The 16,598-nt window shown below is 69.8% G+C and carries 10 protein-coding genes; 9 read left to right on the top strand and 1 reads right to left on the bottom strand.

What is annotated here, in order from left to right; all coding sequences use genetic code 11:
• Window positions 1–110 precede the first annotated feature (110 nt).
• Window positions 111–266 (bottom strand): hypothetical protein, encoded by a 156-nt coding sequence (locus ACFVXA_RS28640; RefSeq protein WP_390027420.1) that lies wholly within the window; start codon window positions 264–266, stop codon window positions 111–113.
• Window positions 267–1,039: 773 nt separating this feature from the next.
• Between ACFVXA_RS28640 and ACFVXA_RS28635 the strand changes: the two genes are divergently transcribed.
• The 9 genes from ACFVXA_RS28635 to ACFVXA_RS28595 all read left to right on the top strand — a co-directional run bounded on the left by ACFVXA_RS28635 (window position 1,040) and on the right by ACFVXA_RS28595 (window position 16,290).
• Entirely contained in the window at window positions 1,040–2,866 is a 1,827-nt protein-coding gene (locus ACFVXA_RS28635; protein ID WP_389464022.1) for a glycosyl hydrolase family 28-related protein, read from the top strand.
• Between the two features lie 346 nt (window positions 2,867–3,212).
• A complete protein-coding gene (locus tag ACFVXA_RS28630) occupies window positions 3,213–3,869 on the top strand; it encodes a ThuA domain-containing protein (protein WP_383901378.1) in 657 nt (218 codons plus the stop codon).
• The gene (locus tag ACFVXA_RS28625; protein WP_390027417.1) at window positions 3,854–4,936 is read left to right on the top strand and encodes a Gfo/Idh/MocA family protein; all 1,083 of its coding nucleotides are present in this window, start codon (window positions 3,854–3,856) and stop codon (window positions 4,934–4,936) included. Before ACFVXA_RS28630 ends, ACFVXA_RS28625 begins: the two co-directional genes overlap by 16 nt.
• Window positions 4,937–4,989: 53 nt before the next feature.
• Window positions 4,990–8,001, top strand: coding sequence for an alpha-mannosidase (locus ACFVXA_RS28620; protein WP_390027415.1), 3,012 nt, complete (start codon window positions 4,990–4,992; stop codon window positions 7,999–8,001).
• Window positions 8,002–8,059: 58 nt separating this feature from the next.
• On the top strand, window positions 8,060–9,076 hold the full coding sequence (locus ACFVXA_RS28615; RefSeq protein WP_384021121.1) for a hydroxyacid dehydrogenase: 1,017 nt from the start codon (window positions 8,060–8,062) through the stop codon (window positions 9,074–9,076).
• Window positions 9,077–9,531: 455 nt separating this feature from the next.
• Window positions 9,532–9,888 (top strand): hypothetical protein, encoded by a 357-nt coding sequence (locus ACFVXA_RS28610; RefSeq protein WP_362022718.1) that lies wholly within the window; start codon window positions 9,532–9,534, stop codon window positions 9,886–9,888.
• A complete protein-coding gene (locus ACFVXA_RS28605) occupies window positions 9,885–11,864 on the top strand; it encodes a DUF2264 domain-containing protein (protein WP_390027412.1) in 1,980 nt (659 codons plus the stop codon). Before ACFVXA_RS28610 ends, ACFVXA_RS28605 begins: the two co-directional genes overlap by 4 nt.
• Window positions 11,857–14,955, top strand: a complete 3,099-nt coding sequence (locus ACFVXA_RS28600; protein WP_390027409.1) for an alpha-mannosidase — start codon at window positions 11,857–11,859, stop codon at window positions 14,953–14,955. Before ACFVXA_RS28605 ends, ACFVXA_RS28600 begins: the two co-directional genes overlap by 8 nt.
• Before the next feature lie 186 nt (window positions 14,956–15,141).
• Entirely contained in the window at window positions 15,142–16,290 is a 1,149-nt protein-coding gene (locus ACFVXA_RS28595) for an ROK family transcriptional regulator (RefSeq protein ID WP_362022929.1), read from the top strand.
• Window positions 16,291–16,598 lie beyond the last annotated feature (308 nt).

Raw genomic sequence — 16,598 nt, 5'->3', positions numbered from 1 at the left:
GCGGAAACTCCGCTGCAGCACCAACCGCATTACCAACGTCGTGAAGGCAGTAGTCGTCCTTCACCACGCATCAGCGTGAGGTTGGAAAACGCTCACTATCCAGGGGGAGATCATGCCGAATCATTGAAGCCGAAGCCCCAAATGCACACGACCGGCTTTCCGTTCTGCATCGCGTAAGCGCTGGACGCGGTGTGCGCCTTCATTTTGTCCGTCCAATCCTGCTTGATCTGGGACTGCATGGACGTCCAGCCGGTGACGTCGTACATGATGTAGAACTTCCGGCCGTTTGCCTCGGCCGCATGGCGCCCTTCCGCGCCATGCCGTCGCGTGTTGGCCCCTCGCCGTCACGACGTCGCCGGGACCGCTCGATGCGGGTGCCGAAGCCGCATCCGCCTCCGCTGTGCCGACCCGGCTCAGGCCGGCCGCGGTGGTGAGACCGGCGGCCGCGGCGAGCGCACCGCCGATCATGCGGCGCCTCCTGATGGGCATGCGATTCCTCCGAAGCGTGGGGGAGTGGAAGGAATTTTTCAGCAGTCAGCAAATCCATTCGGGTGTCCGGCGTCAATGGATGCAGCTGACATTTTTCTGTCAATCGACGTACTGCGACGGTAAATTCGGGATCGTCGTCGAGAATGGCAGAGAATGGAAAGTAAGTAGGTTGACGCCTGAAGCCGTGCGGGATGTGCTCATGTACGGGGAGGGGGCCGCGGCTCGGTCGCGGTAACAGAAACTGGGCAAGATCTTTGAGGAGGCCCGGACGGACGGCCCGGGTCCCGCGGGGCGGCAGGCAACCAGGTTAGTACGGCATGTTGACAATGGGTGGCAGAGCTTCCTACGTTCACCTGGTGTACCGCCTGCCCCTACCGCTGACCTCAAGGCTTCTGTCCCTGCAGGTAGTTGGGACACTGCCGAAGTGATTTCGTAGGCAGGCGCGGAGTCACGCCATCGCTACCACCCAGCTCTCCGGGCGTCGTTGCATCGATTTGATGGACGAACTGATGCCCAGCGCCGCCTCGCCCACTCCTGCAAGAGGTGAAAGATGCACCGAAGAAGACTCCGGCGAGCCTCGATCTGGCTCTGTGGCGTCGCGTCCCTGGCCGCCGGCTCGTTCACCGCTCTTGCCGTCTCCGCCCAGGGGCACGCGGCAACGGTCACGGGCGCCCGCGCCACGGTGGCAGCCGCCGGTGCGACGACGCCCTTCACCACGGTGGAGGCCGAGGCCGGAACACTCGGCGGCGGCGCCCGTGTCCGCTCGATCAAGCCGGGCGACCCGGCTCCCACAGCGGCCTCCTTGGAGACCGAGGCCTCCGGGTACGGGCTGGTCGAGCTGAGGAGCGCGGGAGACTCGGTGGCGCTGACCAACAGTTCCGGCAAGAGCGCCAACACGCTGGTCGTGCGTGCCTCGATCCCTGACGCACTGGGCGGCGGCGGCATCGACGCGACGCTGGACCTGTACGTGAACGGCACGTACCGGCAGGCGATCACCCTGAGTTCGAAGCAGGCGTGGAACTACCGCAACGCGAGCACCAACCCGGACGACCCGAACGCCGGCGGATCCGCCTACCGCTTCTACAACGACTTTCCGGTCCGGGTCACCGGCGCCCCGATCCCCGCGGGCAGCACCCTCACGCTCCGCAAGGACTCCGCGAACACGGCCGCCGCCTATGACATCGACTCCGTCGATCTGGAGAACGTCGGGCCGGCGCGCACTCAGCCGGCCGGTTCCCTCTCGGTGGTCGACTACGGGGCGGACCCGAACGGCGGGAAGGACTCCACAGCCGCCATCCAGAGCACGGTGGACGCCGCTCGCAGCCAGGGCAAGTCGGTCTGGATACCCTCGGGCAAGTTCCTGACGAACAGCCTGACTTCGGCCAAGCCGCTGAACTTCACGGGGGTGACGGTGCAGGGCGCGGGCATGTGGTACACCACCCTGTACCGCAAGGTTCCGCTGCCTGCCTCCCAGCGCTCGCAGATCCTGGTGGGCTCGCACACGACCCTGCGGGACCTCCAGATCGACACCAACGCCATCTGGCGCGGAGTCGGCGGTAGCGGCGGGGCGGACTACGGCATCAACGCGAGCGGCGCCGGCGGCTGGACGGTCGAGCGGATCTGGACCCGGCACACCGACGCCAACTGGCTGTCGGGCAGCAACGGCGTGGTCCGCGACAGCCGCACGTCGGACGGCTACGGCGACGGGTTCAACATCAACAACGGCAACACGCCGAACCCGGACAAGCTCGGCGAGAACATCACGGTGCAGAACAACTTCGCCCGCAACACCGGCGACGACTCGTTCGCGGTGTACTCCGATGCCGGTGCCGCCGGTACCAACGGACAGGTGACCGGCGCGAAGATCCTCAACAACACGGCGGTCGCACCGTGGTGGGCCAACGGCCTGCGCATCGCGGGCGGCAAGAACGTCGAGATGAAGAACAACCTGGTCAACGGCGTCTCGTCGAACAGTGCACTGGACATCGGGGTGTTCGGTGACACGGGCCACCCGTTGGAGTCCGCGACCGTCAGCGGGAACGTCCTGATCGGTGGTGGCGGCTGGAACGGGGTACGGCACGGCGTGCGGATCAGCTCGCCGGCCAGTACGTCGCGGTACCCGGACGCGTACACGAACGTCACCATGACCGACAACGTGATGCGTGGGGCGCTGCGCGCAGGTCTGTACATCGACCGTACGCGGGTGAACGTGACGCTGACGAACAACACCATCGACGGCCCGGCCGAGCAGGGTGTCTGGGTCGCTTCGGGGGTCACCGGCACGGGGGCGTTCGCGGGCAACAAGATCGTGAATCTGCTCCCGGGCAAGGCGGCGACACGGAACGACTCACCGAGCACGTTCACCATCTCCGGCTGAGCGGCCCGACGTTAGCGATCGGCCGAACCGGAGGTACCCGGCCCGGTCGAGGCGCGATGCGGCGCGCGTTAGAGCCCGCGTTCCACGGCAACCGTGGACGCGGGCTCGAACGCGGTTCCGGGTTGCCGCCGGGTGACGCAGGACCGCCGGAGGCACAGGCTTCTCCGGGGTTCGTCAATCGTATTGACAAAGGGGGTGGTGGTTCGTAGGTTCGCCATGCACCCAGTTCCGCAGACTGCTCGGCCAGCGGCAACACCTGCCTTCGTAGCGATCTGTTGGGCTCCTTGTTCCCTGACCTCCGACCGTCGCGTTCCGCACGCGGCGCCGATGGGAGTGTGCAACCACCTTGACCAGCGATACTCGGCGGGCCCTTGTCGTCCGTGGCGGTTGGGACGGGCATGAGCCCGTGACGATCAGCGACAGCTTCGTGCCGTTCCTGAAGGAGCAGGGCTTCACCGTCGACACCTCCGAGGACCTTGCGGTGTACGAGGACGCGGAGCGCCTGGCCGCCACCGATCTGATCGTGCAGTGCTGGACGATGGGCACCATCACCCGTGGACAGTGCGACAACCTCGCGGCCGCCGTGCGCGCCGGGACCGGCCTGGCGGGCTGGCACGGCGGCATCGTCGACAGCTTCCACGACCACGGCTACCACCTGCTGACAGGCGGCAAGTTCGTGATGCACCCACCCGGTTTCCACGACCACACCTACCAACTCTCGCCCGAGCACGCCGAGCACCCGGTCATCGCCGGGCTGGACGACTTCGCGATCCACAGCGAGCAGTACTGGGTCCTGACCGACCCGCACATCGACGTCCTGGCCACCACGACCTTCCCGGCCGACGACGTGCACGACCGGCCCGCGGTGATGCCTGCCGTGTGGACGCGGACCTGGGGCGCGGGCCGGGTCTTCGTCTCGACCGTCGGGCACAAGCCCGACGACTTCGACGTGCCCCAGGTGCGGGTGCTGACCGAGAGGGGCCTGCTGTGGGCCAGCCGCTGAACATCGGGATCGTGGGCGCGGGCAAGATCAGCGGTGCCTATCTGTCGACGCTGGAGAAGCTGACCTCCGTGCGGCTGACCGCTGTCACGGACCTGGACCGTGGCCGGGCGCAGGCCGTCGCCGAACAGGTCGGACCGCAGGTGGGCGTCGTGGACTCGGTCGCGGATCTCGTGGCCCGTGACGACGTGGACGCGGTCCTCAACCTCACGATCCCGGCCGCGCACGCCGAGGTCGCCCTCGCCGCGCTGGCCGCGGGCAAGCACGTGTACGGCGAGAAGCCGCTCGCGGCCAACCGCAAGGAGGCCGGCGCCGTCCTGGAGGCGGCGGCCACCGCGGGGCTGCGGGTCGGCTCGGCCCCCGACACGGTGCTGGGCACCGGGACGCAGACCGCGCGCAAGGCAGTTGACGACGGGCTGATCGGCCGCCCCGTCGCGGCGACGGCCTTCATGACGACCGCAGGCCACGAGAAGTGGCACCCGGACCCCGAGTTCTACTACCAGCCCGGCGGCGGCCCGCTCCTCGACATGGGCCCCTACTACCTCTCCGCCCTGGTCCATCTGCTCGGTCCCGTGGTGAAGGTGACCGGCGCGTCCTCCCGGCCGCGTACCGAACGGGTCATCGGCAGCGGACCGCGCGCCGGACACACCTTCCCCGTCGAGATCGACACGCACGTCACCGGCGTCCTGGAACATGCGGACGGCGCCCTGTCCACCCTCGTCATGAGCTTCGACATCAAGGCCGCGCGGCTGCCCCGCATCGAGGTGCACGGCACCGAGGCCTCGCTGTCGGTGCCCGACCCGAACGGCTTCGACGGCACCGTCGAGATCCACCGCGGCGACGACTGGCACCTCCTGCCGGTGTCCGCCGGCTACCGGGACGGCGGCCGTGGCGTGGGCCTCGCGGATCTGGCCGACGCGCTGGCGGCGGATCGCCCGCACCGCGCCTCGGCCGAACTGGCCGCGCACGTCCTCGACGTGATGCTGACCCTCATGGACGCGGCAAAGCAGGACCGCGCCCTTCCCGTGACCAGTACCTGCGAGCGCCCCGCCCCGGTGGATGGTCACTGAACGTCGTCCTGCCCGCCGCCCCACCCGCTCGTAGCGACAGGAGAGCCGTTCTCATGCACGACGACCGGAAGCTGGTCGAGGCACGTCTGGAACGCGTCCTGAGGGAACGCATCCGGCCGGCCGTCCATCCCGTCACCACTCCGCTGGCCGTGGAGATCTGGTCCACCGACGGCGAACCCGTGTCCGTGGCCGAGGGGCTCGCGGCGCCGACGAGTCCCATCGCCGCCGGCACCCCCTGGGGGGCGCCGTGGGGGACGAGCTGGTTCAAGGTGACCGGCGCCGTTCCCGTCGAGTGGGCGGGCCGCACCGTCGAGGCCGTCCTCGATCTCGGCTTCACCCCGCGCACACCCGGCTTCCAGTGCGAGGGCCTCGTGTACGGGCCCGACGGCACCCCGGTCAAGGGACTCCACCCGCGCAACAACTACGTCCGGGTGGGCGCGCCCGCCGCGGGCGGGGAGCAGGTGCACTGGCGGATCGAAGCCGCGTCCAATCCGGACCTGGACGCGAGCGGCGTACCGTTCCAGCCGACGCCCATGGGCGACAAGGCCACCGCCGGCAACGCGCCCCAGTACGTGCTCGGCGAGATGCGTCTCGCTGTCTTCGACGAGACGGTGTGGAACCTGGTCATGGACCTGGAGGTGCTCGGCGAGCTGATGGCCGAGCTGCCCGTCGACGGGGCGCGCCGCTGGGAGATCCTGCGCGCGGTCGACCGCGCCCTGGACGCCGTCGACCTGCAGGACGTGAACGGCACAGCGGCAGCAGCCCGTTCCGAGCTGGCCGGCGTGCTGTCGGCGCCCGCGGAGACCTCTGCGCACCGCATCAGCGCCGTCGGCCACGCGCACATCGACTCCGCGTGGCTGTGGCCGCTGCGCGAGACGGTCCGCAAAGTTGCCCGTACGACGTCGAACATGACGCAACTCCTCGAAGAGGAAGCGGAGTTCGTGTTCGCCATGTCGCAGGCGCAGCAGTTCGCCTGGATCAAGGAACACCGGCCCGAGGTGTACGCCCGGGTCAAGAAGGCGGTCGCTGACGGCCGGTTCGTACCCACCGGCGGGATGTGGGTGGAGTCGGACACCAACATGCCGGGCTCGGAGGCGATGGCCCGGCAGTTCGTGTACGGCAAGCGGTTCTTCCTCGAAGAGTTCGGCATCGAGAACGACGAGGCCTGGCTGCCCGACACCTTCGGGTTCGCGGCGGGCCTGCCGCAGATCATCAAGGCCGCGGGTTCCACCCGGCTGCTGACACAGAAGATCTCCTGGAGCAAGACCAACAACTTCCCGCACCACACCTTCAACTGGGAGGGCATCGACGGCACCCGGATCTTCACCCACTTCCCGCCCGTCGACTCCTACAACTGCGAGATGACCGGTCGTCAGATTGCCCATGCGGCCAGGAACTTCAAGGAGAAGGGTGCCGCCACCCGCTCGCTCGCGCCGACGGGATACGGCGACGGCGGAGGCGGCGCCACGCGCGAGATGGTCGCCAAGGCGTCCAGGATGCGCAGCCTGCAGGGCGCGGCAAGCGTGGAGTGGGAGACGCCGAAGGAGTTCTTCGGCAAGGCCGAGGCCGAGTACCCGAATCCGCCCGTGTGGGTCGGCGAGCTGTACCTCGAACTGCACCGCGCCACCCTCACCAGCCAGGCGCAGACCAAGCGAGGTAACCGGCGCAGCGAGTCACTGCTCACCGAGGCCGAGCTGTGGGCGGCGACCGCCGCCGCACGTACCGAATTCCCTTATCCGTACGAAGAGTTGGACCGGATCTGGAAGACGGTGCTGCTGCACCAGTTCCACGACATCCTGCCGGGTTCGTCAATCGCCTGGGTGCACCGCGAGGCGCGCGAGACGTACGCGCGGCTCGCGAAGGACCTGGAGGACATCATCGCGGGAGCCCAGCGGGCACTCGCCGGTGATCCCTCCGGCGGCAGCGAGCTCGTGTTCAACTCGGCGCCGCACAACCGGCGTTCAGTGCCGGCGTGCGGCGCATCGGCCGCTGCCGCCGACGGCAGCGGAGTGGTGCCTGCCGCCCGCGAAGGCGGCGGCTACCTCCTCGACAACGGTCTGCTGCGGGTCGAGATCGACGAGCGAGGACTGGTCGTCTCCGCATACGACCGCACCGCAGACCGGGAGGCTGTCGCACCAGGGCGGGCCGCGGGCCTGCTCCAGCTGCACCCCGACTTCCCCAACCAGTGGGACGCCTGGGACGTCGACGCCTTCTACCGCAATGTCGGCAGCGACCTCACCGAGGTGGCCGATCTACGGGTCGAGGGCGGATCCGTACGCGTCGAGCGGACCTTCGGCGAATCCCGGGTCGTGCAGCATCTGTCGGTGCCGGCGGACACCAAGCGCCTCGACATCGACACCGAGGTCGACTGGCACGAGACGGAGAAGTTCCTCAAGCTCGCCTTCCCGCTGGACGTGAAGGCCGACCGGTACGCCTCCGAGACCCAGTTCGGCCACGCATACCGTCCCACGCATCAGAACACCAGTTGGGAGTGGGCCAAGTTCGAGGCCTGCAACCACCGCTTCGTGCACGTCGACGAGCCCGGCTGGGGCGTCGCCGTGGTCAACGACGCGACCTACGGACACGATGTGACCCGCACATCCGATACGACCACGGTGCGTGCGTCAATGCTGCGCGCGCCCCGCTACCCGGACCCGGAGACCGATCAGGGCGTGCACCGCTTCCACCACGCACTCGTGCCGGGAGCCACCATCGGGGTCGCCGTAAGGGAGGGCTACCGGGCCAACCTGCCGGAACGCACGGTCACCGGCAGCGTCAAAGCCGTCGCCCCCCTGGTGGACGTCGACAACGACGCCGTCGTGGTCAGCGCCGTGAAGCTCGCCGACGACCGCAGCGGCGACCTGGTGGTACGCCTCTACGAGGCACATGGCGGCCGGGCCCGCGCCACCGTTCGCATCGACGGCTTCGCCGCCGAACATGCCGTGCTGACCGACCTGTTGGAGCGTCCGCTCGCCGACGCCGAGCCGCCGGCCCAGACCGGTGACGGGCTCGCTCTCGCCCTGCGTCCGTTCCAGATGGTCACCCTGCGCCTGCCGCGCAGCTGACGAACCGCATGGGCACGGCCGCCCCCGTGCCCATGTACCCGGAAAGAGGAGTTCCGCCATGACCGAACCCTCGGCGCGCCCCGACCGTCCCACGGCGGTATGCGTCCTGAGCCCCGAGGTCGCCGGGCTCGTCTTCCCGCCCGATCTACGGGCACGGCTCGACAGCCTCGTACGGCTCGCCCCGGCCCCCGCGCCGAGCGACGCGGCAACTGATCTGAAGGCCGCGCTCGCCGACGCCGAGATCCTCATCAGTGGCTGGGGATGCCCTCCTCTGACGGGCGACGTGTTGGCGGCGGCGTCGCGCCTGCAGTTCGTCGCGCACGCCGCCGGAACCGTCAAGTCACTGGTGAGCGAGGCTCTCTGGGACCGTGACATCGTTGTCTCGTCGGCCGCCGACGCCAACGCTGTGCCCGTCGCCTCGTACACCGTCGCACTGATCACGCTGGCCGCGCGACGCACCCTGGGCATGGCCGCCCGCTACGCCGACCGCTGGCCGCCGTCCGATGCGCGCAGGGGCGGCGACCGGCTGACCGTGGGCATCATCGGCGCCTCGCGCGTCGGCCGCCGTGTCATGGCCGCACTGCGCCGCACAGACGCGGGCTACCGGATCCTGCTCCACGACCCGTACGTGACGGACGACGAGGCGGCCGTCCTCGGCGCCGAATGCGTCGAACTCGCCGAACTGTGCCGCCGGTCCACAGTCGTCAGCGTGCACGCCCCGCTCCTGCCGGAGACGGTGGGATTGCTCGACGCCGCCCTGCTCGCGCGAATTCCCGACGGGGGAGCACTCATCAACACCGCGCGCGGCGCCCTCGTCGACACCGAGGCGCTGACTGCCGAGTGCACCTCCGGCCGACTGGATGCATACCTCGACGTCACGGAACCCGAACCGCTGCCACCCGACCACCCCCTGGTGACGCTGCCCAACGTCCTGCTCACGCCACACATCGCGGGCGCGCAGGGCAGCGAGACCCGCCGGCTCGGAGAATACGCGGTCAACGAGGTCGAGCGGTGGCTCACGGGCGAACCGCTGCTCGGCGAAGTCACCCGCGACGCACTGCCCCGGCTGGCCTGACGACATCCCTGCCAACCCGGGGCCGCCGAAGACGACGCTCTCCCGGTGAAAGGGCCGCACCCCATGACCACACTCCAGCAACGCGCCGCGCGCCCGGACCAGGACGCAGGGCGCGCGGACAAGGGCCGTCCACGTCGCCTGCGTCCTCGGCGACGCCGCGACATGGCGCTGTTCTGGTTCCTGATACCAGGACTCGTGGTACTGCTCCTCTTCCACTACATCCCACTGCTCGGCAACGTCATCGCCTTCCAGGACTACCAGCCGTACATCGGCATCCTGCACAGCCCGTGGAACGGCCTGGACAACTTCGACGTCCTGTTCAACGGCGACGACCAATTCGTGCACGCGCTGATCAACACCCTCGAACTGACCCTGGTCCAGGTCGTGTTCGTCTTCCCGGCGCCGATCCTGCTCGCGCTCGCACTCAACAGCCTGGTCAGTGAACGGACCAAGAAGTGGGTGCAGAACAGGTCTGGCGCAGGCGGCAGAACACACTGCCGACGATCTTCGCGACGGACGCGCCGTTCACGCTGTACTACCCGGCCAAGCCCGACATCGTCCCCGAGCAGTACGAGTTCCAGAAGGCCGCCGTCAAGCAGCTCATCCCCAACCCCGCAGAGCCGCTGTACTCGCCGACCGACTCCAAGAAATCCAAGCTCTTCGGCACGCTCCTCGACGACACCCGCAAGGGCATCATGCAGGGCCGCCTGCCGCTCAAGGAGTGGGACGCCGCGATGAAGAACTGGCGCAAGGAGGCCGGCGACCAGATCCGCCGAGAGTTCGAACAGGCCTGGGAGATCCGCAACTCATGAACCGAACGCCCGCCGAGGACCGCGCCCACTGGGAGCGGTACGCGGACCAACTGCTCCTCGCCGTACGTCCGTTCGCGGCCGAGGACCACGCCCTGATCAACCTGCCGGGTGTGCCGAGCCACAACGGTGTGCACAGCGACGGCCTCGAAGGGTTCGCCCGTACGTTCCTGCTGGCCGCGTTCCGTCTCGCCGGATCCGGCGGCGCCGATCCGCACGATCTCGCGGGTTGGTACGCGGCCGGTCTCACCGCCGGTACGGACCCGGCGAACCCCGGGCGCTGGCCCACCTTCGCCGAGTCCAACCAAGCCAAGGTCGAGGCCGCCTCGATCGCGCTCGCGCTGCACGAGACCCGGCCGTGGATCTGGGACGGCCTCGACGACCGGGTCAAGCAGAACGTCCTCGACTGGCTCGCCCCGATGGTCGCCGACCCGATGCCCGGCAACAACTGGATCTGGTTCCAGGGTGTCACCGAGGCCTTCGCCCGCACGGTGGGCGGCAGTTGGCGTCAGCAGGACCTCGACCGGGTCATTGCTCTGACCGACGGCTGGTACGCGGGCGACGGCTGGTATTCCGACGGACTGACCGGCGCTGAACATCGCAACTTCGACCACTACAACGGCTGGGCGATGCACCTGTACCCGCTGTGGTTCTGCCGCATCCTGGGCGCAGCCGCACCGCGCGGACTGCTGGACCGCTACCGGGGCAGGCTGCGCCGATTCCTCGAGGACCAGCGGCTGCTGGTCGGCGCCAACGGCTCACCGCTGATCCAGGGCCGCTCACTCACCTACCGGCACGCCGCCCTGGCGCCCGTGTGGACCGGCGCCCTCTTCGACGCCACGCCGCTCGCGCCGGGGGAGACGCGGGCGCTCGCGAACCGCATGCTCGACCACTTCACCGCGCACGGCGTGACCGACGCCGACGGCCTGCTGACTCTCGGCTGGCACCGGCCGTTCCGCGGCATCCTGCAGGGCTACTCGGGACCCGCGTCACCGTACTGGGCGAGCAAGGGCTTCATCGGCCTCGCGCTGCCGAAGGACCACCCGGTGTGGACCGAGCCGACTGCTCAACTAGCCGTGGAACAAGCGGACTTCGCTCGGTCTCTGAAGGGGCCCGGCTGGCTTGTCTCCGGCACTGCGGCCGACGGCGTCGTTCGCGTCGTCAACCACGGAGGCGACCACGCCGACCCGGCCAGGCCGCACGCCGACGACCCCTGCTACGCCCGCTTCGCGTACTCCACGCACACCGCGCCCGAGACCTCCGGTGACCCGACGGTGGCCGGCGGCAGCGCCGACGCCGACCCGGTCGACAACGCGGTGGTGCTGCTCGACGCCACGGGCCGCGCCTCCCACCGGCGCCCCACGACCAGACTGTCCCTGGGGGAGACCACGGCCGTCTCGCGCAGCCGGGCGCACTGGCTCAAGGACGCGACCTGGGATGTGTTCGGTGGCCCCGACGCCCCCTATACCCTCGGCCCCTGGATCACCGTCGGCTCCGCCCTGCGCGGCTCTGTGGAGGTACGCGCCGTCCGAGTCGACCCCGCCGACGGCGACGACACCGGCGGCCATGTTCTGCGCATCGGCGGCTGGGCGCTGCCGGTCGATCCGGGCACGGCGTTCGGCAGCTCGGAAGGCGGCACGGCTCGCGTGGAAGGCGCCGGCGGGCTGGTCTCGGTGGCCCTGGGCGTCGGTCAACTGGCGCATTCCGTAGTGGCGTTCGCACACGACAGCAACGCACTCGGCGCCGGCTCCGCCACCCCCGTCGTGTCGACCGAAGGATCCGTCGCGTACGGCACCCTCCACGTCGCCCTGATCCATCTCGGCGGCGCCGACCCCGCTCTGCCCCACGTCACCACCCGGACCGAGGGCGCCACTCTCGTCGCCGACGTCGTCTGGCCGGGCGCGGCCCGCGACAGCATCCACGTGCCCGCGCCCGACAATGACGCGTACGACCCTTGGAAGGACATCCGCCGTGCATGACGACCGCCGGATCATCGAGGCCCGGATCCGCAAGGTGCTCGACGGGGTGATCCGTCCCGCCCTCTACGGCGCCGTATGCCCGCTCCAGCTGAGCGCCTGGTTCGTCCAGGGCGAACCGGTCCCTGTGGCCGACGCGTTGAGCGCGCCCTATGAGCCCTTCGCGCTCGGCTCCACGTGGGGCGGCCCCTGGGCGACGACCTGGCTGCGGGCGACCGGTCGGATACCGCAGGAGTGGGCCGGGCGCCGCGTCGAGGCCGTCTTCGACCTCGATTTCGACCTCACCAAGGGGCCCGGAGGACAGGCCGAGGGCCTCGTGCACGACGCCGACGGCGCGCCGATGCAGGGCCTGCACCCGTACAACCGCAGCGTGTTGCTGGCCGAGTCCGCGACCGGCGGCGACCCCGTGGGCCTGCTCGTCGAGCTTGCCGCCAACCCGCCGATCGTGGCCAGCGCCGCCCTGCACATTCACCACGGCTCACGCGAGACGGCGGGCACCGAGCATCTCTACCGTCTCAAGCAGGCCGAGATCGCCGTGCGCGACGACGACGTATGGCACCTCATCCACGACATCGAGGTGCTCGACGAGCTGATGCACGAGCTGCCGCTCGGCTCCACCCGGCGTCACGAGATCCTCTACGCGCTCCGCCGCGCCGCCGACGTCGTCGACCCCGCCGATGTGGCCCACTCGGCAGCGCAGGCACGTAGGTGTCTCACCGACGTGCTGTCCCGGCCCGCCCATGCCTCCGTCCACACGGTCGCCGCCGTCGGTCACGCGCACATCGACTCGGCGTGGTTGTGGCCGGTGCGCGAGACCGTACGCAAGTGCGCACGCACCTTCACCAACATGACCGTGCTCGCCCAGGAGTACCCCGAACTGGTCTTCGCCTGCTCCTCCGCGCAGCAGTACGCCTGGATGAAGGAGCAGCGGCCGGAGATCTTCGCCCGGATGAAGAAGGCGGCGGCCGACGGAAACTGGGTCCCCGTCGGCGGGATGTGGGTCGAGGCCGACGGCAACCTGCCCGGCGGCGAGGCGCTTGCCCGCCAACTCGTGTACGGGCGGCGCTTCTTCGAGGAGGAGTTCGGCGTCGAGCAGAAGGGGGTGTGGCTGCCCGACTCGTTCGGCTACAACGCCAACTACCCGCAGCTCGCCAAACTTGCGGGCGCCGAATGGTTCCTCACGCAGAAGCTCTCATGGAACGAGACGAACAAGCTGCCGCACCACACCTTCGACTGGGAAGGCATCGACGGCTCGCGCATCTTCACCCACTTTCCGCCCGTCGACAGCTACACCGCGTCCCTGACGGCTGCCGAACTCGCACATGCCGAGGACAACTTCGCGGACAAGGGCGTGGCCACCCGCTCCCTCGTCCCGTTCGGCTACGGCGACGGCGGTGGCGGCCCAAGCCGCTCCATGCTGGAGAAGGCCCGCCGGCTGCGCAACCTGGAGGGCTCGCCGAAGGTCGTGCTCGAGACGCCGGACGCGTTCTTCGCGGCTGCCCGCGCTGAACGGGACCAACTGCCCGTGTGGCGAGGCGAGTTGTACCTGGAGAATCATCGCGGCACCTACACCAGCCAGGCCCGCACCAAGCGTGGCAACCGGCGCAGCGAGGCACTGCTGCGCGAGGCGGAGCTGTGGGCGGCCACAGCCGCGGTACGCGCCGGGGCCGCCTACCCGTACGAGGCGCTTGAATCGCTGTGGCGCCGAGTCCTGCTCAACCAGTTCCACGACATCCTTCCCGGCTCCTCCATCGCCTGGGTGCACGAGCAGGCCGAGCGCGAGTACGGCGCGATCCACGCCGAACTGGAGGCGCTCGTCGCCGAGGCGACCGGCCACTTCCCCGGCCGTCCGGCGCTGCTGAACGCAGGCCCGTACGCGCGGCGCGAGGTCGCAGTGGTCGAGGATGCGGACTTCTCTGGGGCGCAGCGTCTGGCGGACGGCCGCACCGCCGTGCTCGCCGAGGCCGACGCCCTCTCATCCGGCGTTGCGGTCGGCGCCCACCGGGGTGAGGTGACGGCCGCGGCCGAGGACGGCGGCTTCGTCCTCGACAACGGAGTCGTCACCGTCGTCGTGGACCGCCGGGGATTGATCACCTCCGTGTACGACCACACGGCGCAGCGCGAGACCATCGCGCCCGGCACCGTCGGCAACCTTCTGCAGCTCCACCCCGACGACCCGAATCTGTGGTCGGCGTGGAACATCGACACGTATTACCGCGACACGGTGTGCGACCTCGCCGAGGCCGACGCGGTGACCCTCGTCGACGAAGGGCCGCTGCTCGCCTCGGTGCGGGTCGAGCGCACCCACGGCGCGTCCCGCTTCGTCCAGCACATCGAGCTCGCCGCCGAATCCCGCCAGGTGACCGTCCGCAGCGACATCGACTGGCAGGAGCGCGACACCGTACTGAAGGCGGCCTGGCCGCTCGACGTGCACGCGGAACGGGAGAGCGCCGAGATCCAGTTCGGGCACGTCCAGCGCCCCACGCACGAGAACACCAGCTGGGACGCGGCCCGCTTCGAGCTGTGGGCGCACCGTTGGGTGCACGTCGGGGAACGGCACTGGGGTGCGGCCCTGCTGGGCGACTCCACGTACGGCCACGACATCCGCCGCGACACCCGGGAGGACGGCGGAACCACCACCACGGTCCGGCTCTCCCTGCTGCGCTCACCGCACAGCCCCGACCCGCAGGCCGACCGGGGACACCACCGCTTCAGCTACGCGCTGCTCGCCGGCGCCCGCATCGAGGAAGCGATCGCCGGGGGATACGCGCTCAACCTGCCTCTGCGCCCCGCCCCAGGGCAGACCCGCCCCTTGGTCGCGCTCGACACCCAGGACGTGGTCGTGGAGTCCGTGAAGCTCGCCGACGACCGCAGCGGCGACGTCGTGGTGCGGTTGTACGAGGCGTGCGGCGGAGCGGTCACCGCGCGCCTGACGGCGGGCTTCCCGCTCACCGCGGTACATGACTGCGACCTCCTGGAGCGCCCGGAGCGGGAGCTTTCCCAGGGTTTGGACGACGCAACCGTCGAACTGCGGCTGCGGCCCTTCCAGATCCGGACGCTGCGTCTTCGGCGGGCGAGCGGCGCGGCCAACTGACGTCCCGTGGCGGACGGGTGAGGCAGCGCGGGCACGTCCCGGCACACCGGCCGCCACGCATCGTACGATTCCATCGATCTGAAGCCGCCGAGGCGGCGGGGAGGGACATTGACGACGAAGATGGCGAAGAGCGAGCAGGCGCAGACCGAGAAGGTCGCCATCCGGCGCGGCACCAACCTGCCACGCATGGGGGACTTCAACGAGTCCGTGATCCTCGACGCCATCCGCCGCCAGCGCGGGGGTCTGAGCCGGGTGGAACTCGCGCAGGCCACCGGTCTGTCCGCGCAGACCGTTTCGAACATCACGCGGCGCCTGATCGACCAGGGCGTGGCTCGTGAATCGGGCAAGCACCACACGGGCACCGGGAAGCCCCGCACGCTCCTGGAGATCGTCCCCACGTCCCGGTACGCCGTCGGCGTCCACCTGGATCCGGCGGTCATCACCTGCGTCCTGGTGGACCTGCTCGGCACGGTCGTGGGACAGCGCAGCACGCGGACCCCGAGCGGCGGGGACACCGACGGGACCGTCGCGGACATGGCGGCGTCGGTTTCCGCCCTGGTGGCCGAGTCCGGTGTGGACGCGATGCGCGTCCTGGGCCTGGGCATCGCCGCGCCGGGGCCCATCGACGCGGCGGCCGGATGGGTCGTCGAACCGCCCGAACTGCACGGCTGGGGCCGCTATCCGCTGCGTGACCGGCTCAGCGAGGCGACCGGGTTCCCGGCACTGCTCGACAAGGACGTCACGGCCGCCGTCGTCGCCGAACGGTGGGCCGGTGCGGCCACCGACAGCCGCAACCTGCTCTTCTTCTACCTCGGCACCGGGTCCGGCATGGGGCTCGTGGTGGAGGACACGGTGCTGCGAGGGGTGTCCGGAAACGCGGGTGAGGTGGGCGGCCTCGGCGCGGCCTTCTCGACCCGGACCCTCGTGGACGAGGCCATCGCCCTGGGCGTTCTCGGCGCCGAGTACACAGTGCGGGACCCGGCCGACGCGCAGCGCGGTCTGAAGCGGCTGGCGACGTTGGCCGCCGGGGGAGAGACAGAGGCGGACGGCATCATCGAGCGCCTGGGTATTCGCATCGGTCGCGGCGTCTGCGCGGCGGCGACGCTCCTCGACGTCGACACCATCGTCTTCGGCGGTCCGACCTGGCAGTTGCTCGCCGACCGTCTCCTGACCACTGTGGAACCGATGGTCGCCAGCTCGCCCTTCGTCAGGGCGACCCATCCGACCACGGTGGCCGCCACCACGCTCGGCGAGAACGTGGCCGCGGTGGGAGCGGCGTCCCTGGTGCTCGACCAGGCGCTCTCCGCTCAGCCCAGGTCGTTGTTGCTGGGCTGAGGGCTGCGGCGGGACGACACCCGCCACAGCCCGGACAAGCCACTCCGATCCCGACCCGTGCTGATCAGGCCGGGCCCAGCGAGACGACAGTGCCGACCGGGCCCGTGACCGGGACCACCGTCGGATCGTCGGTGCGGAGCAAGGAGTTCCAGGACGAGTGTGTCGGACATGGATGGCGTGGGGCCGTTCGCTTGCGTGCCGGCCGACAACAACGCCTACCCGTACGCCGCGCGCCACCGCTTCGCGAGAAGCTGGTCAGTTGCAGCGGACGCAAAAGGCAACGGCAAGGAGATCTCTCTCCTTGCCAC

The organism is Streptomyces sp. NPDC058246 (assembly GCF_042881985.1).
Lineage (GTDB): Bacteria > Actinomycetota > Actinomycetes > Streptomycetales > Streptomycetaceae > Streptomyces.
The sequence above is the reverse complement of the archived record's forward strand: the minus strand, read 5'-3'. Positions and strand labels throughout refer to the sequence as shown.